Annotated in this window: 23 protein-coding genes and 2 pseudogenes; 20 read left to right on the top strand and 5 right to left on the bottom strand. The window is 35.7% G+C overall.

Going from position 1 to position 23290, the window contains the following annotated elements; all coding sequences use genetic code 11:
• Window positions 1-12 precede the first annotated feature (12 nt).
• The 20 genes and pseudogenes from QM843_RS01715 to QM843_RS01620 all read left to right on the top strand — a co-directional run bounded on the left by QM843_RS01715 (window position 13) and on the right by QM843_RS01620 (window position 21263).
• The gene (locus tag QM843_RS01715) at window positions 13-1122 is read left to right on the top strand and encodes a Gfo/Idh/MocA family protein (RefSeq protein WP_000248712.1); all 1110 of its coding nucleotides are present in this window, start codon (window positions 13-15) and stop codon (window positions 1120-1122) included.
• Between the two features lie 156 nt (window positions 1123-1278).
• On the top strand, window positions 1279-2169 hold the full coding sequence (locus QM843_RS01710) for an ROK family protein (RefSeq protein WP_414304687.1): 891 nt from the start codon (window positions 1279-1281) through the stop codon (window positions 2167-2169).
• Window positions 2170-2193: 24 nt separating this feature from the next.
• Window positions 2194-2517, top strand: coding sequence for a hypothetical protein (locus QM843_RS01705; protein ID WP_000185368.1), 324 nt, complete (start codon window positions 2194-2196; stop codon window positions 2515-2517).
• Entirely contained in the window at window positions 2507-4498 is a 1992-nt protein-coding gene (locus QM843_RS01700; RefSeq protein WP_265478929.1) for a V-type ATP synthase subunit I, read from the top strand. Before QM843_RS01705 ends, QM843_RS01700 begins: the two co-directional genes overlap by 11 nt.
• A gap of 15 nt (window positions 4499-4513) precedes the next feature.
• A complete protein-coding gene (locus QM843_RS01695; RefSeq protein ID WP_000400484.1) occupies window positions 4514-4990 on the top strand; it encodes a V-type ATP synthase subunit K in 477 nt (158 codons plus the stop codon).
• Between the two features lie 33 nt (window positions 4991-5023).
• Entirely contained in the window at window positions 5024-5605 is a 582-nt protein-coding gene (locus tag QM843_RS01690; protein ID WP_024058022.1) for a hypothetical protein, read from the top strand.
• A gap of 64 nt (window positions 5606-5669) precedes the next feature.
• Window positions 5670-6677: a V-type ATPase subunit gene (locus QM843_RS01685; RefSeq protein ID WP_414304688.1), complete on the top strand. Its 1008-nt coding sequence runs from the start codon at window positions 5670-5672 to the stop codon at window positions 6675-6677.
• Window positions 6667-6987: a V-type ATP synthase subunit F gene (locus tag QM843_RS01680; protein WP_000387939.1), complete on the top strand. Its 321-nt coding sequence runs from the start codon at window positions 6667-6669 to the stop codon at window positions 6985-6987. The genes QM843_RS01685 and QM843_RS01680 overlap by 11 nt, the downstream gene beginning before the upstream one ends.
• Window positions 6988-7049: 62 nt before the next feature.
• Window positions 7050-8825, top strand: coding sequence for a V-type ATP synthase subunit A (locus tag QM843_RS01675; RefSeq protein ID WP_024058020.1), 1776 nt, complete (start codon window positions 7050-7052; stop codon window positions 8823-8825).
• On the top strand, window positions 8826-10211 hold the full coding sequence (locus QM843_RS01670) for a V-type ATP synthase subunit B (RefSeq protein ID WP_000111248.1): 1386 nt from the start codon (window positions 8826-8828) through the stop codon (window positions 10209-10211).
• A 22-nt stretch (window positions 10212-10233) separates the two neighbouring features.
• A complete protein-coding gene (locus QM843_RS01665; RefSeq protein ID WP_000251932.1) occupies window positions 10234-10845 on the top strand; it encodes a V-type ATP synthase subunit D in 612 nt (203 codons plus the stop codon).
• A gap of 88 nt (window positions 10846-10933) precedes the next feature.
• A pseudogene (locus QM843_RS01660) lies at window positions 10934-11333 on the top strand (ATP-binding cassette domain-containing protein); the annotation flags it as partial.
• A 595-nt stretch (window positions 11334-11928) separates the two neighbouring features.
• The gene (locus tag QM843_RS01655; RefSeq protein WP_000869760.1) at window positions 11929-12228 is read left to right on the top strand and encodes a hypothetical protein; all 300 of its coding nucleotides are present in this window, start codon (window positions 11929-11931) and stop codon (window positions 12226-12228) included.
• Window positions 12218-12706 (top strand): hypothetical protein, encoded by a 489-nt coding sequence (locus QM843_RS01650; RefSeq protein WP_414304689.1) that lies wholly within the window; start codon window positions 12218-12220, stop codon window positions 12704-12706. The genes QM843_RS01655 and QM843_RS01650 overlap by 11 nt, the downstream gene beginning before the upstream one ends.
• Entirely contained in the window at window positions 12706-14583 is a 1878-nt protein-coding gene (locus tag QM843_RS01645) for a VirD4-like conjugal transfer protein, CD1115 family (RefSeq protein ID WP_414304712.1), read from the top strand. Before QM843_RS01650 ends, QM843_RS01645 begins: the two co-directional genes overlap by 1 nt.
• Before the next feature lie 20 nt (window positions 14584-14603).
• Complete coding sequence (locus QM843_RS01640) at window positions 14604-14846, top strand: hypothetical protein (protein ID WP_000627865.1); 243 nt, start codon at window positions 14604-14606, stop codon at window positions 14844-14846.
• 16 nt (window positions 14847-14862) lie between these two features.
• Window positions 14863-15717 (top strand): VirB6/TrbL-like conjugal transfer protein, CD1112 family, encoded by an 855-nt coding sequence (locus tag QM843_RS01635; RefSeq protein ID WP_001054257.1) that lies wholly within the window; start codon window positions 14863-14865, stop codon window positions 15715-15717.
• Between the two features lie 53 nt (window positions 15718-15770).
• Window positions 15771-16130, top strand: a complete 360-nt coding sequence (locus QM843_RS01630) for a PrgI family protein (RefSeq protein ID WP_001097589.1) — start codon at window positions 15771-15773, stop codon at window positions 16128-16130.
• On the top strand, window positions 16081-18438 hold the full coding sequence (locus QM843_RS01625) for a VirB4-like conjugal transfer ATPase, CD1110 family (protein WP_414304690.1): 2358 nt from the start codon (window positions 16081-16083) through the stop codon (window positions 18436-18438). The genes QM843_RS01630 and QM843_RS01625 overlap by 50 nt, the downstream gene beginning before the upstream one ends.
• Window positions 18439-18449: 11 nt before the next feature.
• The gene (locus QM843_RS01620; protein ID WP_414304691.1) at window positions 18450-21263 is read left to right on the top strand and encodes a phage tail tip lysozyme; all 2814 of its coding nucleotides are present in this window, start codon (window positions 18450-18452) and stop codon (window positions 21261-21263) included.
• A 34-nt stretch (window positions 21264-21297) separates the two neighbouring features.
• Here QM843_RS01620 and QM843_RS01615 read toward each other — a convergent pair whose 3' ends face one another.
• From QM843_RS01615 to QM843_RS01595, 5 genes and pseudogenes are all read right to left on the bottom strand, one after another.
• Complete coding sequence (locus QM843_RS01615; RefSeq protein ID WP_004263904.1) at window positions 21298-21906, bottom strand: hypothetical protein; 609 nt, start codon at window positions 21904-21906, stop codon at window positions 21298-21300.
• 1 nt (window position 21907) lies between these two features.
• Entirely contained in the window at window positions 21908-22072 is a 165-nt protein-coding gene (locus QM843_RS01610) for a hypothetical protein (protein WP_000201399.1), read from the bottom strand.
• Between the two features lie 55 nt (window positions 22073-22127).
• Window positions 22128-22337: a hypothetical protein gene (locus tag QM843_RS01605; protein ID WP_158086465.1), complete on the bottom strand. Its 210-nt coding sequence runs from the start codon at window positions 22335-22337 to the stop codon at window positions 22128-22130.
• Between the two features lie 86 nt (window positions 22338-22423).
• Window positions 22424-22738, bottom strand: a pseudogene (locus QM843_RS01600) (transposase); the annotation flags it as partial.
• 91 nt (window positions 22739-22829) lie between these two features.
• Window positions 22830-23288 (bottom strand): IS110 family transposase, encoded by a 459-nt coding sequence (locus tag QM843_RS01595; protein WP_024057173.1) that lies wholly within the window; start codon window positions 23286-23288, stop codon window positions 22830-22832.
• Window positions 23289-23290: the final 2 nt, after the last annotated feature.

The following is a 23290-nucleotide window of genomic DNA, read 5'->3' as shown; positions in this document are numbered from 1 at the left end:
AGGATAAAAATTATGGTAAATTACGGTATTGTTGGAGCTGGATATTTTGGAGCTGATTTGGCTCGTTCAATGAACAAAATTGAAGATGCAAAAGTGGTTGCGGTTTTTGACCCAAATCATGGAGAAGAAGTTGCTCAAGAGTTGGGATCAGATGTTTGTGCAAGTTTAGATGAACTTGTAGCACGTGAAGATATTGATTGTGTGATCGTAGCTTCACCTAGCTACCTTCACCGTGAACCTGTTGTGAAAGCTGCTCAACATGGCAAACACGTATTTTGTGAAAAGCCAATTGCATTGTCTTATGAAGATTGTAAAGCCATGGTTGACGCATGTAAAGAAAATAATGTTATCTTTATGGCTGGTCACATCATGAACTTCTTTAATGGTGTACACCATGCTAAAGAATTGATTACTCAAGGTAAAATCGGTAAAGTTCTTTATTGCCATGCCGCTCGTACAGGTTGGGAAGAACAACAACCAACTGTATCATGGAAGAAACTTCGTTCTCAATCTGGAGGACATTTGTACCACCATATTCATGAATTAGATTGCATTCAGTTCATCATGGGAGGACTTCCTGAAAAAGCGACAATGGTAGGAGGTAATGTATATCATAAAGGTGAAAACTTTGGTGATGAAGATGATATGCTCATTGTAAACCTAGAATACTCTGATGATCGTTATGCTGTTTTGGAATATGGTAATGCTTTCCGTTGGGGTGAACACTACGTCTTGATTCAAGGAACTGAAGGAGCTATCAAACTTGACTTATTCAATACTGGAGGTACTCTTCGTGTTAAAGGTGAAGGAGAATCACACTTCTTAGTACATGAAACTCAAGAGGAAGATGATGACCGTACAGCTATCTATACCGGTCGTGGTATGGATGGAGCAATTGCGTACGGTAAACCAGGAGTACGTTGCCCATTATGGTTACAAACATGTATTGATAAAGAAATGGAATATCTACATGACATCATTAAAGGTGGAGAAATTACAGAAGAATATGAAAAACTTCTCAATGGTGTAGCTGCTTTAGAATCAATCGCTACCGCTGATGCATGTACTTTATCAGTTAAAGAAGATCGAAAAGTAAGTCTTTCAGAAATCACAAATGCTTAACTATTGTCAAACAGAATAGTAAATTCTTGTCATTATATAATTTCTAAAGTTCTGTGATACAACTCATTGAATAAAGAAATAGAGATGGGACTGGGATAATGCCCAGTCCCATTTTTTATCAAAAAGTAATGAGATCAAAAATGTGGGAGTGATGAAATGAAGATTATAGGGATCGATATTGGCGGAACAACAATTAAGGCAGATTTATACGACGATTTTGGAACGAGTTTAAATCAGTTCAAAGAGATAGAAACAATTATTGACTATGATTTGGGAACGAACCAGATATTAAATCAGGTCTGTGATTTAATTGGTGAGTATATTTTAAATTATTCTATTGATGGTGTTGGGATTTCCACTGCTGGAGTTGTTAATGCTAATACAGGAGAAATCATCTATGCAGGCTATACAATACCAGGGTATATCGGAGTAAACTTTGCTTCCGAAATAGAAAAACGTTTTGGGTTGTCTACTTTTGTTGAAAATGATGTTAATTGTGCTGCATTAGGTGAATTGTGGAAGGGACAAGCCAAAGATAAGAAAAATGTAGTAATGGTTACTATTGGAACAGGTATAGGAGGCAGTATTATTGTCAATGGACAAATTGTTAACGGATTTAACTATACTGCTGGTGAAGTAGGCTATATTCCTGTAGGTAATTCGGATTGGCAAAGCAAAGCCTCAACAACCGCATTGATTCATTTATATCAAAAGAAGAGCTTGAAAACTAATCAAACTGGACGTACTTTCTTTACTGATTTAAGTTCTGGAGATAAAATCGCTAAAGAAACTTTTGAAATTTTTGTAGAAAATCTAACAAAAGGTTTATTAACTATTTCTTATCTACTTAATCCAGAAATTCTCATATTAGGAGGTGGGATTCTGGCTAAAAAGGATATTTTGTTACCTGAAATTCAAAGTTCTTTAGCTAAAAATGTAATGGATAATAGGTTTTTGCCTAAAAATGTTGTGGCAGCTACATTAGGAAATGAAGCTGGTCGTATAGGTGCTGTAAAAAATTTCTTAGATAGAATTTCTAATAAATAGTGTGAAAGATAAGGAGGTGTCACAATGACTAACTCTGTATTTTCGACAATGCAAGATATTGAGAATGTTGCAACCGATATTATAAAATCATATGATAATGAGATTTATACGTATAAAGCTGTCTCCCAAAAAGAATTGGAAAAACTAGAAAAAAGTTATGATGAAAAAAGTCACGAAGAATTAATTTCAATAGAAAGCAATTTAGAAATGAAACAACAGAACCTCATTGATGAGGTTAATAAAACAATCAAGGAAAATGATGCAAAGATTCAGTATATTTCATCAAGTAGGAGAGGAGAATTTGTAGAAAAAATTATTGGTAGGGTGGTAGAAAAATATGGCTATTAGTCAGATGAAAAGAATTTCTCTACTATTTACTAAGAGTAGTCTTGATGATGTTTTAAAAACTATTCAAGAACTAGAGTCAGTGCAGTTCCGTGATTTAAAGGTTCAGGATAACTGGTCAGAAGCTCTAGAAAAAGATGAGGTTGTATTTCCAACTATTCAAATTTCTCATACTTCTAATTCCAATCATGGGGTTATTGAAGGAAATGATGCCTTGACTTATTTGATGAATAAACAACAACATTTGGAAGCAACTGTAGAGAAATTACAAGAATACCTACCGAAAGAAAACACGTTTAAGTTATTACAGCAACCTCCGATAACAACCTCTTATGAAGAATTAGAAAAATTTGGTAAAGCTAATGTTGCTGAAGATGTTCTTAAAAAAGTGAATGATCAAATAAACAGAGTTCATGAATTAGAAAGAAACATTCAAAGTAATAATGAGGAAATAGAGAGATTAATAAAGTGGGAAAAATTAGAAATTGTTCCTGCGCATTTAGAACAATTTTCTTTCTGTAGAGGAAAAGTCGGAACAATTCCAAGGACTGTAGATAATCGCTTATACAATAATTTTTTAGAAAACAATATTGAAGTTCAAGAAATATTTTCTAATGATAGAGAGTACGGTGTTGTTGTTTTCTATCAGTCCAGTTGCTCTATTGATTTTGATGAATACTTATTTGAATCATTTGATTATTCTAGAAAAGAATTACCGAAGCAGCGAGTAGTAGATTTGGATCAAGAAAACATGCAGTTAATAACTGAAAAAGAGAATATTATCGCATCGTTGCAAGATTCAAAGAAAAATTTGATAGATTTACAATGGCAAATTGACTATATTTTATCTATCTATGCTCGTCAAATCTCTAAGAATAACCTTTTGAGCACTCCGCATCTAGTTGCATTAGAAGGATGGATAGAAGAAACTCGTATTTTATATTTTATAAAAGTTATGGATGAGCGTTTTGGACATTCTATTTATATTTATGAATCGGAAACATTGTCGGATAATCAAGATGAAATACCTATCAAATTAACGAATCACTCTTTAATTGAACCATTTGAATTATTGACAGAAATGTATGCTCTGCCCAAATATTATGAGAAAGATCCTACACCTGTATTAGCACCATTTTACTTTACATTTTTTGGAATGATGGTTGCTGATTTAGGCTATGGTTTACTATTGTTTTTAGGAACAATGTTAGCATTAAAAATTTTTCATCTACCTTCAGTAACTAAGAGATTTTTAAAATTCTTTAATATATTAGGGGTAGCCGTTGCAATTTGGGGTGGAATCTATGGCTCATTTTTTGGATATGAGTTGCCATTTCATCTGATATCTACAACCTCGGATGTCATGACTATATTAGTAGTGTCAGTTGTGTTTGGATTTATTACAGTATTTGTAGGTTTGTTAGCTTCAGGACTACAAAAAGTAAGAATGAAGAAATATGCAGAAGCATATAATTCAGGATTTGCGTGGTGTGTTATTCTGCTTGGCTTGTTATTTATTGCTGTCGGAATGTTGATGCCTGATATTAGACCGTTATTTGTATTAGGGAAATGGGTATCTATTTTTAATGCTGTGGGGATTTTGATTGTTTCTATTATTCAAGCTAAAAGCTTGTCAGGTATTGGATCAGGATTGTTTAATCTATATAATATTTCATCTTATATAGGTGATTTAGTTAGTTTCACTCGATTGATGGCATTAGGATTATCTGGAGCAAGTATAGCATCAGCTTTCAATTTAATTGTTGGTTTGTTTCCGGGGACATTGGCTAAACTGACAATTGGATTAGTATTATTCATTCTTTTACATGCGATCAATATTTTTCTATCGTTACTATCAGGATATGTTCATGGAGCACGTCTGATATTTGTTGAATTTTTTGGTAAGTTTTATGAGGGTGGAGGAAAACCATTTCAACCTTTGAAGGCTTCTGAGAAATATATTAAGGTTATTACAAAGAATTAATGGAGGATATATATAATGGAACATTTAGCAACTTATTTTTCAACCTATGGAGGAGCTTTCTTCGCTGCATTGGGAATTGTATTGGCGGTTGGATTAAGCGGTATGGGGTCTGCTTATGGAGTTGGTAAGGCTGGGCAATCTGCCGCAGCTTTACTGAAAGAACAGCCAGAAAAATTTGCCTCAGCTTTGATATTACAACTACTGCCCGGAACACAAGGATTATATGGTTTTGTTATTGGAATTTTGATTTGGTTGCAATTAACTCCAGAACTTCCTTTGGAAAAAGGCGTTGCTTATTTCTTTGTAGCTCTTCCAATTGCTATTGTAGGATACTTTTCGGCTAAGCATCAAGGAAATGTAGCAGTAGCGGGAATGCAAATCTTGGCTAAAAGACCAAAAGAATTCATGAAGGGAGCAATTTTGGCTGCCATGGTAGAAACCTATGCAATTCTTGCCTTTGTCGTATCATTCATTTTGACCCTTCGTGTATAAGAAATTAATTTGCTATTCAAAGGAGGTGTCTAAATGAGCAATTTAGAAAACTTACGAGAATCTGTTATTGAACAAGCTCATGAAAAAGGGCGTATGAAATTATTGGATTCCAAAAAGAAGATTGATGATGAATTTGAAATGCAAAAGTCGGTCATTGTAAAGAAAAAAGAAGCTGAACATGAACGAAAGTTAAAAGATTTACAGCAGAAATATCAAATAATTTTTCAACAATTAAAAAATAAGGAACGCCAATCAACGTTAGTATCAAAACAGCAAATATTAAAAGAACTTTTTCAATCTGCTTTAATAGAAATGGAATCTTGGAATGCAGATAAAGAAATGGAGTTCATCTATCGAATTCTGGAACGATATTCACAACAAGAGGTCATAGTAACTTTTGGGGAGCGGACTTTAGCTAAATTCAATTTGGAACAATTAGAGAAATTGAAATTCTCTTTTCCAAATCATTTATTTAGTGAACAGCCTATCTCGAATGAATCAGGCTTACTTATTTCAATAGGTAAAATTGATGATAACTATTTGTATAAAACATTAATTGGTTCGATTTCTAAGGAAGAAAGTTCAAGTATCGCAAATCAAATTTTTATCAATTAAGGATGAAATTGGTTAATCCTTCTTAGAAATTTGGAGTATTCCAATAAAATTAGAAAGGTATTTTATGGATACTAATCTTTTTTCAAAAATAAATACGACGATTTCGGTAAAAGAAAACGATTTTATTACAGAAGAAAAATTTCAAAAAATTATACAATCCAAAGATACGGAGACATTGGCATTTATCTTAGAAGCAACTCCCTATCATTTATCGATTGACGTTTTAGAAAATCCTAGTCAGACAGAGATTTCGCTAATGACAAAATTAGTCAATGATTATAGATGGGCCTATGCTGAAAGTCCGTCTGATAAAATTGTGACTTTATTTGCTTTACGATATGTTTATCATAATATCAAAGTTTTATTAAAATCTAAGGCGGCAATTAAGAAAGATTTTTCTAAATTATTAATTCCAATAGGGATTTTTGATATAGAAAGTTTAAAACATTTAGTTTCTTCCTTACATTCAGATACACTTCCTGATTTTATGGTTCATGAAGTAGAATCAATTTGGAATGAGTATGAAACTTTTAAAAATATTCGTGTACTTGATGTCGGAGCTGATCTAGCATATTTTAAACATCTGAAACTTTTATCTAATGAGTTAGGTGGGGTGCTGTCTCAGGTTATTGTTGCAATGATTGACTTTTATAATATTATTACTGTAAAACGTGGTTTATCTCAAAATAAGAGTCATGGGGATATTTTACAATTACTTTCAGATGAAGGAAGTATTTCTGCTAAAGAATTTATATACATTGTAGAAAATCAAGAAATATTTGTGTGGTTCAATAAAATAAATCTAAGCTTAGATTCAATCTTTTCAACTTACGAATTGAAGATGCAGGACGCAACAATTTCATCTTCTGAGTTAGAATGTTTATGTGATTTACTATTGTATAAAACTTTAGATCAAGGAAGGTATAATGTAGATGGGCCGTTAGTTCTTGCTAGATATTTATTGGGATGTGAGTTTGAAGTAAAGAATCTTAGAATGATCATATCAGCTCTTCAAAATACAATTCCTTTTGAATCAATAAAAGAAAGGATACGCCCGCATTATGGAAGCTAATAAGTATAAAATTGGCATAATTGGTAGCCATGATATTATTTTACCCTTTAGCATGATTGGGTTTGATATATTTCCTGCCTATCAAGAACAAGAAGCTATAAATACTCTAAGAAAATTAGCTCAATCTGATTATGGTGTCATTTATATCACTGAAGACATTGCTTCAATGATATTAGATACAATTCGCCATTATGATTCTCAAGTTGTGCCTGCTATTATTTTATTACCGACTCATAAACAAGGTTTAAATTTAGGATTAAAACGTATAGAGGATAATGTAGAGAAAGCAGTAGGACACAATATTTTATAATAATGTACAAAATTGTCTGTAATATTATTCTATAATTTTTGGACTTAGTAAGGAGAATAACTTTGACTCAAGGGAAGATTATAAAAGTATCGGGACCTCTAGTTATTGCATCAGGTATGCAGGAGGCTAATATTCAAGATATTTGCCGTGTAGGTAAGCTAGGGTTAATCGGTGAAATTATTGAAATGAGAAGAGATCAGGCATCTATCCAAGTCTATGAAGAAACATCTGGTCTTGGTCCGGGAGAACCTGTTGTTACAACTGGAGAACCTCTCTCGGTTGAATTAGGGCCAGGATTGATTTCTCAAATGTTTGATGGCATACAACGCCCATTAGATCGATTTAAATTGGCTACTCATAATGATTTTCTAGTTCGTGGGGTAGAAGTTCCAAGTTTGGATAGAGATATTAAGTGGCATTTTGATTCCACTATAGCAATTGGTCAAAAAGTGAGTACGGGTGATATTCTTGGAACTGTCAAGGAAACCGAGGTAGTTAATCATAAAATTATGGTTCCTTATGGAGTATCTGGAGAAGTCGTTTCTATTTCATCTGGCGATTTTACAATTGATGAAGTTGTATATGAAATAAAAAAATTGGACGGTAGTTTCTATAAAGGAACGCTTATGCAAAAATGGCCTGTCCGCAAGGCGCGTCCTGTTTCTAAACGTTTAATTCCAGAAGAACCATTAATCACAGGTCAACGAGTTATTGATACATTCTTTCCAGTAACCAAAGGGGGAGCTGCAGCAGTTCCTGGACCGTTTGGAGCAGGAAAGACAGTTGTACAACACCAAGTAGCTAAATTTGCCAATGTTGATATTGTTATTTATGTTGGTTGTGGAGAACGTGGAAATGAAATGACGGATGTACTGAATGAGTTTCCTGAGTTGATTGACCCTAATACCGGACAATCAATTATGCAACGGACAGTTCTGATTGCTAATACTTCAAATATGCCTGTTGCTGCTCGTGAGGCTTCAATTTATACAGGAATTACCATGGCTGAGTATTTTCGTGATATGGGCTACTCTGTAGCCATTATGGCTGATTCAACTTCACGTTGGGCAGAAGCGCTACGTGAAATGTCAGGACGTCTAGAAGAAATGCCTGGTGATGAGGGTTATCCTGCTTATCTGGGAAGTCGTATCGCTGAATATTATGAAAGAGCAGGACGTTCTCAGGTTCTAGGGCTTCCAGAACGTGAAGGAACGATTACTGCTATTGGAGCTGTATCGCCACCTGGTGGAGATATTTCAGAACCAGTTACTCAAAACACTTTACGGATTGTGAAAGTTTTTTGGGGGCTTGATGCTCCGTTGGCACAGCGACGTCATTTTCCTGCAATTAACTGGCTTACATCTTATTCACTATATAAAGACAGTGTGGGCACTTATATAGATGGTAAAGAGAAGACAGATTGGAATAGTAAAATAACTCGTGCGATGAACTACTTACAACGGGAATCTAGTTTAGAGGAAATTGTTCGTCTTGTTGGAATTGATTCTCTGTCTGATAATGAACGACTAACGATGGAAATTGCTAAACAAATTCGAGAAGATTATTTGCAACAGAACGCTTTTGATTCGGTAGATACATTCACTTCGTTTGCAAAACAAGAAGCAATGCTAAGTAATATCCTAACTTTTGCTGATCAGGCAAATCATGCTTTAGAGTTGGGTTCTTACTTTACAGAGATTATGGAAGGTACCGTGGCAGTTCGAGACCGTATGGCGAGAAGTAAATATGTTTCAGAAGATAGATTAGATGAAATCAAAATTATATCAAATGAGATTACACATCAAATTCATTTGATATTAGAAACAGGAGGTCTATAAATGAGTGTTATAAAAGAATACAGAACTGCCAGTGAAGTTGTTGGGCCTCTTATGATTGTTGAACAAGTAAATAATGTGTCTTACAATGAGTTAGTTGAAATTCAACTTCATAATGGAGAAATTCGTCGTGGACAAGTTTTAGAAATCCACGAAGATAAAGCAATGGTTCAGCTTTTTGAAGGATCTAGTGGAATAAATTTAGAAAAGTCTAAAATTCGTTTTGCTGGTCATGCATTAGAATTGGCTGTATCTGAGGATATGGTTGGTCGTATTTTTAATGGGATGGGAAAACCAATTGATGGTGGACCAGATTTAATTCCAGAGAAATATTTAGATATTGATGGTCAAGCTATTAATCCTGTATCTAGAGATTATCCAGATGAATTTATTCAGACAGGGATCTCCTCTATTGATCATTTGAATACTCTTGTACGTGGTCAAAAATTACCAGTATTTTCAGGTTCGGGCTTACCTCATAATGAATTAGCTGCTCAGATAGCAAGACAAGCGACTGTTTTAAATTCTGATGAAAATTTTGCGGTTGTATTTGCAGCAATGGGTATTACTTTTGAAGAAGCTGAGTTTTTTATGGAAGAACTCAGAAAAACAGGAGCAATCGATCGTTCGGTTTTATTTATGAACTTGGCAAATGATCCTGCAATTGAGCGTATTGCAACTCCCCGCATTGCTTTAACTGCGGCAGAGTATCTAGCTTTTGAAAAAGATATGCACGTTCTAGTTATCATGACGGATATGACTAACTATTGTGAAGCGTTACGTGAAGTCTCGGCAGCTCGCCGTGAAGTTCCAGGGAGACGAGGCTATCCGGGATATTTATATACAAATTTATCAACTCTATACGAAAGGGCTGGTCGCTTAGTTGGTAAAAAAGGTTCGGTGACACAGATTCCTATTTTAACAATGCCAGAAGATGACATAACACATCCAATTCCTGATTTAACTGGATACATTACTGAAGGGCAAATTATTTTGTCGCATGAGTTGTATAATCAAGGTTATCGTCCACCAATCAATGTTTTACCTTCTCTCTCTCGATTAAAAGATAAGGGATCTGGAGAAGGTAAAACTCGTGGAGATCATGCTCCAACTATGAATCAACTGTTTGCAGCCTATGCCCAAGGGAAAAAGGTTGAAGAGTTAGCAGTAGTATTAGGAGAATCGGCTTTATCTGATGTAGATAAATTGTATGTGAGGTTTACAAAGCGTTTTGAAGAAGAGTACATAAACCAAGGATTTTATAAAAATCGAAATATAGAAGATACGTTGAATCTTGGGTGGGAATTACTATCAATTCTTCCTAGAACAGAGTTAAAACGTATCAAAGATGATTTGCTTGATAAATACTTACCTTTGGTAGAAGTTTAATCCGGAAATGGAGTGATTATCGATGGTACGTTTGAATGTAAAACCAACTCGTATGGAATTGAATAACTTAAAGGAACGTTTGAAAACAGCTGAACGTGGACATAAGTTATTAAAGGATAAAAGAGATGAATTGATGAGGCGATTTATTTCTTTGATTCGTGAGAATAATCAACTTCGGAAAGAAGTAGAAAGTTATCTAATTGATAATCTAAAATCCTTTGCAGTTGCTAAATCATTAAAGAATTCTCAAATGGTGGAGGAATTATTTTCAATTCCATCGAAAGAAATTGAATTATTTGTTGAGAAAGAAAATATCATGAGTGTAACAGTTCCTAGAATGCATATGAATATTACTTCTCAAAATGAGAACAGTGAATACAGCTATTTATCTTCTAATAGTGAAATGGATGATGTATTTGCTACAATGAATAGTTTAATTGATAAATTACTAAGACTGGCAGAAGTTGAAAAAACGTGTCAGTTAATGGCTGATGAAATAGAAAAAACACGTAGACGTGTAAATGGTTTAGAATACTCGATTATTCCAAACTTGTCGGAAACTATTCATTATATAGAATTGAAACTAGAGGAGGCAGAAAGAGCCAATTTAGTTCGTATTATGAAAGTGAAGTAGATCCTTTATTTAGATTATTAATTAGATGAACAAATATCAGCTTGGATAAGGCTTTAAGCCTTTCTAAGCTTTTTTATTGACAGTATCAGGATATCTTTTTCAAAATTTTGGTTTGTTAGATAATGAAAATGTTTCTACTAATCTAGATTTAGGATTAGTAAATCTTAAATGTAATTATATAGAAAAAGATAAGTTAAAAAAAAGATGTATTAGCAAGAGTTGGTCTAACTCATATTCATCTGGAACAAAAGATATATGAATTGTCTGGCGGTGAAGCACAACGTGTTGCTTTAGCGAAAATCATTCTTAAAAATCCACCATTAATACTTGCGGATGAGTTGACTGCATCGCTCGATCCTACGACTTCACAAGGAATTATGAAATTATTATTAGATATAAAAAATGAAAATCGTCTAATCATCATTGCAACTCATAATTCCGATATTTGGAATCAAGCAGATGAAGTTATAAATTTAAATCAATTATAGTTACAGTCAATAGATATCTTCTATATTTTAAAGTTATTTTATCTGAATCCGTAAAAGCAGTTCAATCTTGTACTGCTTTTTTCTTTTACGACTTACGCTGTTTGGTTTCATGAGCAAGCCCCTCAAAGTGAACTAATAACAAATCATGAGAAGTCATAGTGATGAAATTTCTGTAACGGAAGTAGAGCGAATTGCTGAACCATTAAATGAGTATCTCTCGAAGTAGATGCGTCTATTTTGACTTCTAGTCTGATAGAATGGTAGTTTGAAAATGTAAATGATAGCTACTGTTCATAAAACATAGAAGGTATGTAGGGTGTTGTGAGAGGAGCTAGAAATTAGTACTTACCTGATTATTCCAACAACTCCAAAGATGTGATAAAAATTTCAACTACTCTTATCTATAATAAAGCTACCTGTTCTTTGAAAATTGAATCCACTCCGTCTTGATTAGCGTGCCTGTGTAAGTAGGGACTGAGAGTATTTCCCTGTGAAGGGCAACTGGCACAAGACGTGTGTGAGAATTTTCTAACAGACACGGAGTTTATCGTTACCAGACTTAAACGATGCGACAAACTAGATAAAGGAGTTAATCATGAAAGTAGTAAACTTGTATGATTTGAAACAAATGGGAAATAAAGGTGGTTGTACCATCCAATTGATTCATCACTTTCCCTTTGGTATGGGCTTAGGACATCTCAAAAAAGACTACATTGAATTTAAACGCGTTGGTATCGTTGATGGGAAAGCAGTAGAAGTTACTCTTCGAGAACCTTATTCGAGAGATCTACTGAAGGTTGTCAAGTCGATTAAGCAACGTCAGAAATTGATAGCTTATCGTTATAAAGAAGGAAAGCTGCTATTTGTTAAGAAGGAGGCATCAGATGTCCTCTGAACAACAGGAACGAATGGCAGTTCAATATGCAGAGCGTAGTCTTTTATTTACTGTCAAAAGTCTTTTAAAGATTCTAGAATGGTCTAGACGTCAGGCTTTAGCACAGGATTCCGCCTATAAGATAGGAGTGCAGAAATTAGAAGAATTGCTACAATCTCCTTATTCGATTGATACGATTAATCTGAAAAAAGATTTCTTAGACAAACCAATTGATATAGAGAGATTTAAAGCTTTTTTAGAAAAAGAAGAGATTCCTTTAGCCATCGCTTGGCAAGGGGATTCTCTACATTTCTACACGAAGGACCGTTCGATTCTAGACAATCATTTAGACCATCTGTTAGAAAAAATGGTTAATGATCCGGAGAAATTAGCTGATTTTACCATGGATAAGTCATTAGATGATGCAATTGATGAGGCTAAATCCCAAATTACCTTTAGACAAGAAGGAGCCGTCAAACAGAAAGAGATGGTGAGATGATGTACAGTGGAAAGAAATTCCTACTATTCTCACTGTTAGGTATCTTACTAGGCTATCTTTTTCATCGTTTGACGCTTTTGTATGATTCCTATACTGGAAATACACTAGATAAATGGACTCATCTTCTGATGGAAGGTCAAGATGAAGTTCTTCAGTCGCCATGGAATATTTCTTTTACTGGAAAATCAAGTGCTTTTTTTCTACTAGGTTTTGTGATGATGTTACTGGTTTATCTCTATCTAGAGACTGGTAAAAAACAATACCGAGAAGGGGTAGAATACGGGAGCGCCCGTTTTGGAACTCTAAAAGAAAAGAAGCTCTTTTACGGTAAGGAATTTTCTCATGATACGATCTTAGCACAAGATGTTCGTTTGACATTATTAGATAAAAAACCACCCCAATATGATAGAAATAAGAATATTGCGGTGATCGGAGGTTCAGGAAGTGGGAAGACCTTTCGCTTTGTGAAACCCAATCTGATTCAGATGAATAGTTCTAATATTGTAGTGGATCCTAAAGATCACTTGGCCGAGAAAACAGGCAAACTCTTTTTAGAACATGGCTACCAAGTAAAGGTGTTAGATTTAGTCAATATGAAGAACTCAGATGGCTTTAATCCTTTTCGCTATATAGAGACAGAAAACGATTTGAATCGCATGCTGACGGTTTATTTTAATAACACCAAAGGCTCTGGCTCCCGAAGTGATCCATTTTGGGATGAAGCTTCTATGACTTTGGTTCGAGCTTTAGCCTCCTACTTGGTCGATTTCTATAACCCACCTAAAACAAGAGAACAGCTCATTGAAGAAAGTCGTTTGAATCAAACAGAATACCAAAACTTGTTGAAACGTCAAAAAAAAGAAGTGGAAGAGCGAAAAAAACGAGGGCGTTATCCAAGTTTTGCTGAAATCTCAAAACTCATTAAACACTTATCCAAGGGTGAAAACCAAGAAAAAAGTGTCTTAGAAATTCTATTTGAAAATTATGCTAAAAAGTATGGAACTGAAAATTTTACCATGCGAAATTGGGCAGATTTCCAAAATTATAAGGATAAGACTCTGGATTCTGTTATAGCTGTAACCACTGCTAAATTTGCCCTCTTCAATATTCAAAGTGTCATGGATTTGACCAAAAGAGATACCCTTGATATGAAGACATGGGGCCAGGAAAAATCAATGGTTTACTTAGTTATCCCAGATAACGATAGTACCTTTCGCTTTCTTTCAGCCCTCTTTTTTTCAACCGTATTTCAAACCCTAACAAGACAAGCAGATATTGATTTTAAGGGTCAATTGCCTCTTCATGTGAGAGTTTACTTAGATGAGTTCGCAAATATCGGAGAAATTCCAGATTTTGCTGAACAAACCTCAACAGTCCGTTCTCGGAACATGAGTCTCGTTCCTATTCTACAAAATATTGCCCAACTTCAAGGGCTCTATAAAGAAAAAGAAGCTTGGAAAACCATTCTTGGAAATTGTGATAGCTTAGTCTACTTAGGTGGGAATGATGAAGATACCTTTAAATTTATGAGTGGCTTACTCGGTAAACAAACCATTGATGTTCGAAATACTAGTCGTTCCTTTGGCCAGACAGGTTCAGGATCCCTTTCTCATCAAAAGATTGCTCGTGATTTAATGACACCTGATGAAGTCGGAAATATGAAACGGCATGAATGCTTGGTTCGAATTGCTAATATGCCAGTCTTTAAAAGCAAAAAATACAATTCCACTAAGCATCCAAACTGGAAGTACCTAGCCAATCAAGAAACCGATGAACGGTGGTGGAACTATCAAATCAATCCTTTGAATCAAAGACAAGAAAATCATCTTGAAGGCCTTAGAATTCGTGATTTAACTTTTGAATCTAGTTTAAAATAAAAATAGAAAAGAGGAAATAGATGATTACGCATTTTAAAGGTTTTGTTTATGGAGTAGACGCAAGTGCTATGTTTGCACAAGCTATGTCTTTGTTGCAGAAGGGATTGATTGCAGTTGGTGCCTTTCTCGTTGTTGTGGGGATTGTCAACCTTGCAACCAACATTAAAGATGGTGGACCAGGTGTTCGGAATGCCATTCTTGAAATTGTCGGTGGAGTTATGGTAGGGGCTGCTGGAGCCTTTGTAACCCAGATTTCAATTTAGGAGGATAAACAATGACATGAATCTTAGTTTAGTCTCACCCTTTGTTTACCTTGCATCTGAAAAAATATCAGCTGAAAATTTATTTGAAGGATTTAATGTGGATTTACAATCTACTGTAGATCTGATTAAATCTCTATCTAGCTACAATCCAACAGTTTGGACTTATATGTCTAGTATTACTAAAAGTGTCATGCAGCCTCTTGGAGTTGCGATTTTATCAGTTGTTCTCATCTTAGAATTTTCGAAGATGGCAAAGAAAATTGCTAACTCAGGAGGAGCGATGACCTTTGAAGCATTAGCGCCGATGTTGATTAGTTATATCATGGTCGCAGTCGTGATTACCAATACTACTGTTATTGTAGAAGCTATCATCGGGATTGCGAGTCACGCCATTGAACAAGTGGCTTCGATTGTGGCTCACGGTGGGGCAAAGTATGATACAATCTCTGGATTAAAAGGTTCAGGATTTATTGGCCGTATGATTGTGGGCTTTTTCGCCCTCCTCATTTGGCTTGTTCGGATAGTAAGTGCAGCCATGGTCAATCTTTTGGTATCTATTCGATTTATTCAACTCTACCTTATGATTCCATTTGCCCCTCTTACGATTCCAACATTTTTAAGTGATGAGTGGAAGTCTATTGGTATTGGCTATTTAAAAAATATTATGGTCTATGCAGTACAAGGGGTTCTCATTTTTCTGATTGTTTCGCTTGTTCCTTTATTTGAATCTGCTGGGAAAATAGCTGTTTCAAATGGTGCAGGAGTCTTGCAATCACTTGCGATTATGTTTGGTAGTTTGGTACAAGCTATCTTACTGATTATTGCCCTCGTTGGTTCTCAACGTACGGCTCGCTCAATCTTAGGTATGTAATTAAATAAAGGCTAGGAAGTGATTGCTTCTTAGCCTTTTTAGAAAGGAAAGTCATGAATACACGTGTCTTTAAAGACATCTCAAAATACCAACACAGGGCTTGGTTAGGTTTCACCACAAGACAAATCATCTTTGTTTTACCAGCCTTTATTGTCACAATTATTGTTTTGGGCTTGAATCTCTTTTTCTGGCAATTTGGAGATTGGTTTGTTTACGGTTTTGTGTTTGCTTTTACCATCCCCCTCATGCTTTTTGGAGTCTATAAACCCAATGATTTATATTTTGAACATTATTTGAAATACCGTCTTCATTTTGAATTAACGGTTCCCCTACGCACAATTACAGGAAAGAAAGGACCTGAACATGAAAAGAAAATCAAATACATTAAAGAAACAAAAAACTTCAATGACTAATCAGAAAGAAGTAGTTAAAGGAAAAAAAGAGGAAGTGTTACCATCAACGGCTAATACTCTTTCCTATCAAGCCCTGTATCAAAATGGTCTGATGCAGGTAAAAGAAGATTATTTCTCACAAAGTTATTTACTTGGTGATGTCAATTACCAGACCGTTGGTTTAGAAGATAAGGGCGCAATCATTGAGAAGTATTCTGATTTGATTAACTCCCTAGATGACCAAACCAACTTCCAATTGACTATCTTTAATAAAAGATTGAATTTAGAAAAATTCAGACAAAGTGTTTTGTATGAGGAAAAAGAAGATGGGTATGATAGCTATCGTCAAGAATTGAATCGGATGATGAATCAAAATTTAGACAGTGGGGAAAATAACTTTTCAGCTGTGAAACTGATTAGCTTTGGAAGAAAGGATACTAATCCCAAACAAGCCTATCGTTCCTTGTCTCAAATTGGAGAATATTTCAAGAGTGGTTTCTCAGAAATTGATGCTCGATTTGAATCCTTAGCTGGAGAAGAACGGGTGAACTTGTTGGCAGATATGCTTAGAGGAGAACACCATCTTCCTTTTTCTTACCGTGATTTAACGAGATCTGGTCAGACAACTCGTCACTTCATAGCGCCTAATCTCTTAGATTTCAAAAACAAGAATTACCTACAAATCAATGACTGCTTATTACAGATTGTCTATGTGAGAGACTATGGCATGGAATTAGGTGATCAGTTTATCCGAGACCTCATGCAAGGAGATTTGGAATTGATAGTGAGCCTTCATGCTCAAAGTTCTACCAAGGCAGATGCCATGAAGAAACTACGAACAAAGAAGACCTTAATGGAATCCCAAAAGATTGGGGAACAACAAAAACTTGCTCGTACAGGTATCTATTTGGAAAAAGTAGGCCATGTATTAGAAAGCAATATCGATGAAGCTGAAGAACTCTTAAAAACCATGACAGAGACAGGAGATAAACTATTTCAAACAGTCTTTTTGATTGGTGTTTTTGGTCAGGATGAAGAAGAACTTAAACAAGCTCTAGACACGATTCAACAAGTGGCCGGCTCAAATGACCTAATGATTGATAAACTTCCATATATGCAAGAAGCAGCCTTTAATAGTTTGCTGCCATTTGGTTGTGATTTTTTAGAGGGCGTATCACGGAGTTTATTAACGTCCAATGTAGCAGTGAATTCTCCATGGACTTCAGTAGATTTACAAGACCGCAGTGGGAAATATTACGGTATCAATCAAATCTCAAGCAATATTATTACCATTGATCGAAGCCTATTAAATACACCGTCTGGTCTGATTTTAGGAACATCTGGAGCTGGGAAAGGGATGGCAACCAAGCATGAGATTATCACGACCAAAATCAAGGAATCTGGTGAAAATACCGAAATTATCATCGTGGATCCAGAAGCAGAATACAGTGTCATTGGACGAGCTTTTGGGGGAGAAATGATTGATATTGCGCCAGATTCCCAAACCTATCTCAATGTCCTTGACTTGTCTGATGAAAATATGGATGAGGATCCTGTTAAGGTAAAATCAGAATTTCTTTTATCCTTTATCGGCAAGTTATTGGATAGGAAAATGGATGGAAGAGAAAAATCGATTATCGACCGAATCACCAGACTCACCTATCAGTCATTTAAAGATCCTTCTTTGGAAGAATGGGTCTTTGTCTTGAGTCAACAACCAGAAGAAGAAGCGCAGAATTTGGCACTTGATATGGAACTGTATGTCGAAGGTTCTCTTGATATTTTTTCTCATAAGACCAATATTCAGACAGGATCTAACTTCTTAATCTATAACGTTAAAAAGTTAGGAGATGAGCTGAAACAAATCGCTCTTATGGTAGTGTTTGATCAGATATGGAATCGTGTTGTTCGGAACCAAAAATTAGGGAAGAAGACCTGGATCTACTTTGATGAAATGCAGCTTCTCTTATTAGATAAATATGCCAGTGATTTCTTCTTTAAATTGTGGAGTCGTGTCAGAAAATATGGAGCCAGTCCGACTGGGATAACTCAAAACGTCGAAACCTTATTGTTAGATCCAAATGGTAGACGGATTATTGCAAATAGTGAATTTATGATTCTCCTCAAGCAAGCAAAAAATGACCGAGAAGAACTGGTTCAACTCTTAGGCTTGTCAAAAGAACTCGAAAAATACCTTGTCAATCCAGAAAAAGGGGCAGGACTGATAAAAGCTGGTTCAGTTGTCGTACCCTTTAAAAATAAGATTCCTCAAGGTACTCAATTGTTTGATATCATGAGTACGGATCCTGATAAAATGGCTTCTAACTAAGGGGAAGGTAAATGAAGGATAAAAGAGAAATCATACGTGCACGAAAGGCATTTAGAAGAAGTCTAAAAGATGAGAAGAAATTCTTGAAACAAGGAAAGAAGGAGGTGAAGAAACAGAAAAAAGATTCCGCTGTACTGGATGAAAAAGCATGGAAAAAAGAGATAAAAGAAAAGCTAGAGGAGATGAGAGAAGCTTCAAAGGAGAGAGTAAAACAAGCAAATGAAGACTACAATCATATTCTTCAAAATAGTCCTCCATCTCTTTTGAATCGCAAAGAATTAAGAGACAGACGATTGCCTCATGCTAGGAAACGATTGAAAATAGCCAAGAAGCAATTTAGGGAAGCTAAGGTAGAAGCAAAAGAAGAAAGAAAAGAGAGTCGTAAAGAAAGAAAAACCAATCAAAAATTTCTTTATGGTCAGGAATCGAAACAAAAATCTAATTTTTTCTTTCAAGGGAAGAGTTTAGAAGAATTAAAAGCTAAGAAAGAAGTCAAGGTCGCCAAAGAGAATCTAAAATCTACTAAACAAGCCTATAAGTCCAAAAAAGTCAGTAGGAAAGCCAAAACTTTTCTTTATGTCCTTGGACGTGAAGGTGGAGAGTTAGCTTCCGAAAATGAAGATTTAGAAGGCTATCGCACACTTCAAGAGACAATTAGAAAAGGGAAACGCTACAGTCGGATTTCTTATAATCTTGGAAAAGCTAGTGTCCAAACAGGACAAGCAACAGGTCGTTTTACCAAGAAAAGACTGACCAACACAAAAGAGCGATACCATCATTTTAAGGATGGAAAAGGATGGAAACTAGCGAAAGATAACCCAAGTTCCTTTAAGAATCGGTTTCGAAAATTAGAGAAACAAGGTCTTACAAGTGTCCGAAATATCTATCAAAAACTAAAAGCAGCCTTTTCCTTCTTTACATTTGCGGCTGGAAATCCTGTAACCTGGATAGTTGGAGGAATAGTCTTTCTTCTTTTACTTATGATGAGCTTCTTTTTAGGATTTTCATCTGCTAGTTTGATTCAACAAGATGAATTTGAATTAACAAAAGCTTATACCCACCTAACTTGGGAAGACGCAGAACATACTCGTACAAATGACAAAGGAATTACCTATTACACAAAAGTTGATGATGTGATGGGGTATATGAACTTTAAATTCCATGACTATGAGTTACACAAACCAGTTCACTTATTTAGTTCCGAAACTTACAAGGATTATCTGTCTACTTTGTGGCATGATTTAAACGATGGGGATGATTTGAAATCCATGCAAGACCTTTATGAAACTCCTAAGTATAAACTATCGAAAGACGATCAAGAGGAAATGAAGGAACTAAAAGAAGAAGGTGTGTATGCTTCCATGCAGGAATTGGACAATCCATTTGAGGGGAAAAGCAACGAAGATAGTCTAACCATGACTTATCGTTATGGATACTATGATTTAGACGGAAAACCTACCCTTCAGGAGTACATTCTACTAGAAGCGAAGGCTCACCAAACGATTGTCGCACCAATGGATGGAGTTGTATCTCTAGATGGAGATGATGTTATTCTCACTAACGGAAAAGGAGAGAATGAGAGTCGATTGACCTTGTATTCTATTCATAATGGCCGTGCGATTGAGGGGACAAGAGTCCTAACGGGTGATATTATTGGTGAAACACCAGACGATACAGGTTTGAAAGTTTCCTATCAAAAGTATAAGAACAAGAAAGAAAAATTGGTGTATGTCAATCCGCAATTTTATTTTCCCAAAGTCATTCAACTTCAGACAACTATCTTACCTGCCATTGGTCAGTTTGGTGGGGATGAGTTTGAACGAGCGAAACATATTTATGAGTTTTTGAAATCTCAAGGGGCAAGCCCCCAAGCCATTGCGGCTATTTTAGGAAATTGGTCTGTAGAGTCTTCTATTAATCCAAAACGAGCTGAAGGAGATTATTTATCTCCTCCAGTTGGCGCTACCGATTCCTCATGGGATGATGAAAGCTGGTTAGCGATTGGAGGTCCAGCCATTTATAGTGGTGCTTATCCTAATATTCTTCATAGAGGTCTAGGTTTAGGGCAATGGACAGATACCGCAGATGGTTCAACACGTCATACAGCTTTGTTAAATTATGCACGCACCCAAAATAAGAAATGGTATGATTTAGACCTCCAGCTTGATTTTATGCTTCATGGGGATAGTCCTTACTATCAAAGTTGGTTAAAAGATTTCTTTGGAAATACGGGCAGTGCAGCCAATTTGGCCCAACTCTTCCTTACCTATTGGGAGGGAAATTCTGGTGACAAACTACTGGAAAGACAAACCAGAGCAACGGAATGGTATTACCAAATTGAAAAAGGCTTTAGCCAAACAAATGGAGGACAGGCAAAGAGTGACCCGCAATCCCTTGAAGGGGTTCGTGGAGACTTGTATGATCATTCTGTTCCTGGTGGTGGAGATGGTATGGCCTATGCCTATGGACAATGTACATGGGGTGTTGCGGCTCGTATGAATCAATTAGGCTTAAAATTAAAAGGAAGAAATGGAGAGAAGATTTCAATCATTAATACCATGGGCAATGGTCAAGACTGGGTTGCGACAGCTTCAAGTCTTGGTGGGGAAATAGGCTCTACACCAAGAGCAGGTGCTATTGTTTCTTTTGTGGGAGGTACACATGGCACACCAGCAGACTATGGTCATGTGGCTTTTGTCGAGAAGGTCTATGATGATGGTTCTTTCCTCGTGTCTGAGACCAACTATGGTGGCAACCCTAACTATACCTTTAGAAAAATCTCTCAAGCAGATAGTGCCATCAGTTTTGCCTATACGGTGAAATAAAAGAATCATGTCATCAGTTTAGGTGACATGATTCTTATTTTTTATAGAGTGACATATTTAATGCCATAGGCTGATAAGTTACTTGATGATCGTCTTTAATCAATTGACTGTAAGCAACAAATCCGAACTGTTCATAAAATTGAATGACTTTAGGATGATTGATACTATCTAAAAATACCATCTGAGTTCCTACAATTGCTCGAAATTCTTCAATTTTTTGAATTACAATTTCAAATAACTCTTGTCCTGATAGTTTATTTAGCTTTGTGTTTTTGCCGAATTGACCGATAAGTAACACAGGGAGATAATCAATATTTTTGGGACTTTTCCCTTTTAGGACAAGTTTCTTTTTTAAGGATTTCTCTAAATCAGAAATATCAACAACTTTGAGAGATAAACTAAAGAATCCTATGATGTTATTTGTTTCAGTTTCTTCAACGATAAAATTACGAGAACGATGTTGTTTTTCAAAATTGGGGGCTTTATCAGATAGATAAGTCAACATCTCTTCATTACCGTTGAAATCAACATTTTCTAAAATGATAGTTTTAAATAGATCCTGAACTTGTTTCTCAGTTTTATCAGGAGCTAGCACTTGAATATTTTCAAGATATTGCTTAAGTGGTGTTACTTGAATTGTCATCTTACAGATACTTTGAAATGAGTTTATTTTTCGTTGGAGCGGTAGCGTCCTGTGATTCAATGGATTTCAAGACGGCTTGTAGCTTTTTAGATGGTTTATGATTAAGAATTTTTAGAGCATCTTCGTTTGTTAGTTTTATATCACGTGTTAAACTGATTGTAGCCATTTGTTCTACCTCCTGTTTCTACTTAAATTCATTATAGCTTATTTTGAACAAAAATTCAATCTGAAGATAGTGTATGTTTTTTATAGTGTATAAATCCAAAATAAGTTTTTCTCTTGCGTTTGTAGCTCATATTCGTTAGAATAATGGTGTAGATGAGTGGTCGGCTCATGGTCAATCTGATGTTAATCTTGGACATAAGGGCCAAGCGGTGGCGGACACCAGAATAAACCGACTGACTAGGCGGCTTACAGGTTCTGTAAGTCATCTTTTTTATTTGAAAAAAGACAGTAAAAAAGCGCAAAAAATCACTTCCTGTGCTATACTGTAATTGAAATTTTTTTAGTTTTGGCGTTAGAATTGTTTCCTCAGTCTTAGCGCCTTTTCTTTTTGATAAGTCTGCTTGGTGGAGAGTAGTTTGTAAATGATTCTGAGAATCTTATGAGCACAAGCAATAACAGCCTTCATCTTGCTTCCTCTTTGGGAAATTCGATTGTAAAAAGAAGAAAAAGCTGGATCCTTAGAATGTGCTGCAATTAATCCCGACATGGTCAAATCCTGTTTGATATAGCGATTTCCTTGCGTGATGTGTGAGGATTTTTTAATGCCAGCACTTTCATAAGATCCTGGGCATAGTCCAGCCCAGGATACTAAGTGTGCATCGGATGGAAAGGCTGTAACAGTTGGTCAAATTTCAGCTAGAATAGTGGCGGAACAGTTTTCATTCACACTAGGAATGGTTTGAAGCATCTTATTTTACTCAGGGGAACTCCTTTTCGATGTAGTATTGAATCTCATTGGTCAATTTTTCAATGAGTTCCTGATACATCTGACATTCCTCTAAACTCTGGTCTAAGAGGAAGCGGTCTTCTACTGATAACTTTTCTTTCATCGCTTCAACGAGTTCTTCTGGACTTGTTTTCACTCGCTTCTGGATACAAGGAATAACAGATTCTACATTAATGGTTTCTCCGTTAATGTAGAATTTTAAAAGTGCTTGTCCCGTCTTAGAAAAAATATCAGAAAGATAACTTGTTAGCTTGATATTGGCCTGTTGTAAGAGATTGTGAATTTCATTTTTAACTTGAGTTTGACGTTGCTTGTAAGAACGCATGCGACGTGTCAGTAAACGAAGCTGTACCACTTCAGGGGTAGGGATATAGGAAGGTTCAATTAGTCCGAAACGACCGAGTCGCGCAATCCATTCAGCGTCCTTCACGT

The organism is Streptococcus mitis (assembly GCF_047463435.1).
In the GTDB taxonomy this organism is placed as follows: Bacteria; Bacillota; Bacilli; order Lactobacillales; family Streptococcaceae; genus Streptococcus; species Streptococcus mitis_DS.
The sequence above is the reverse complement of the archived record's forward strand: the minus strand, read 5'-3'. Positions and strand labels throughout refer to the sequence as shown.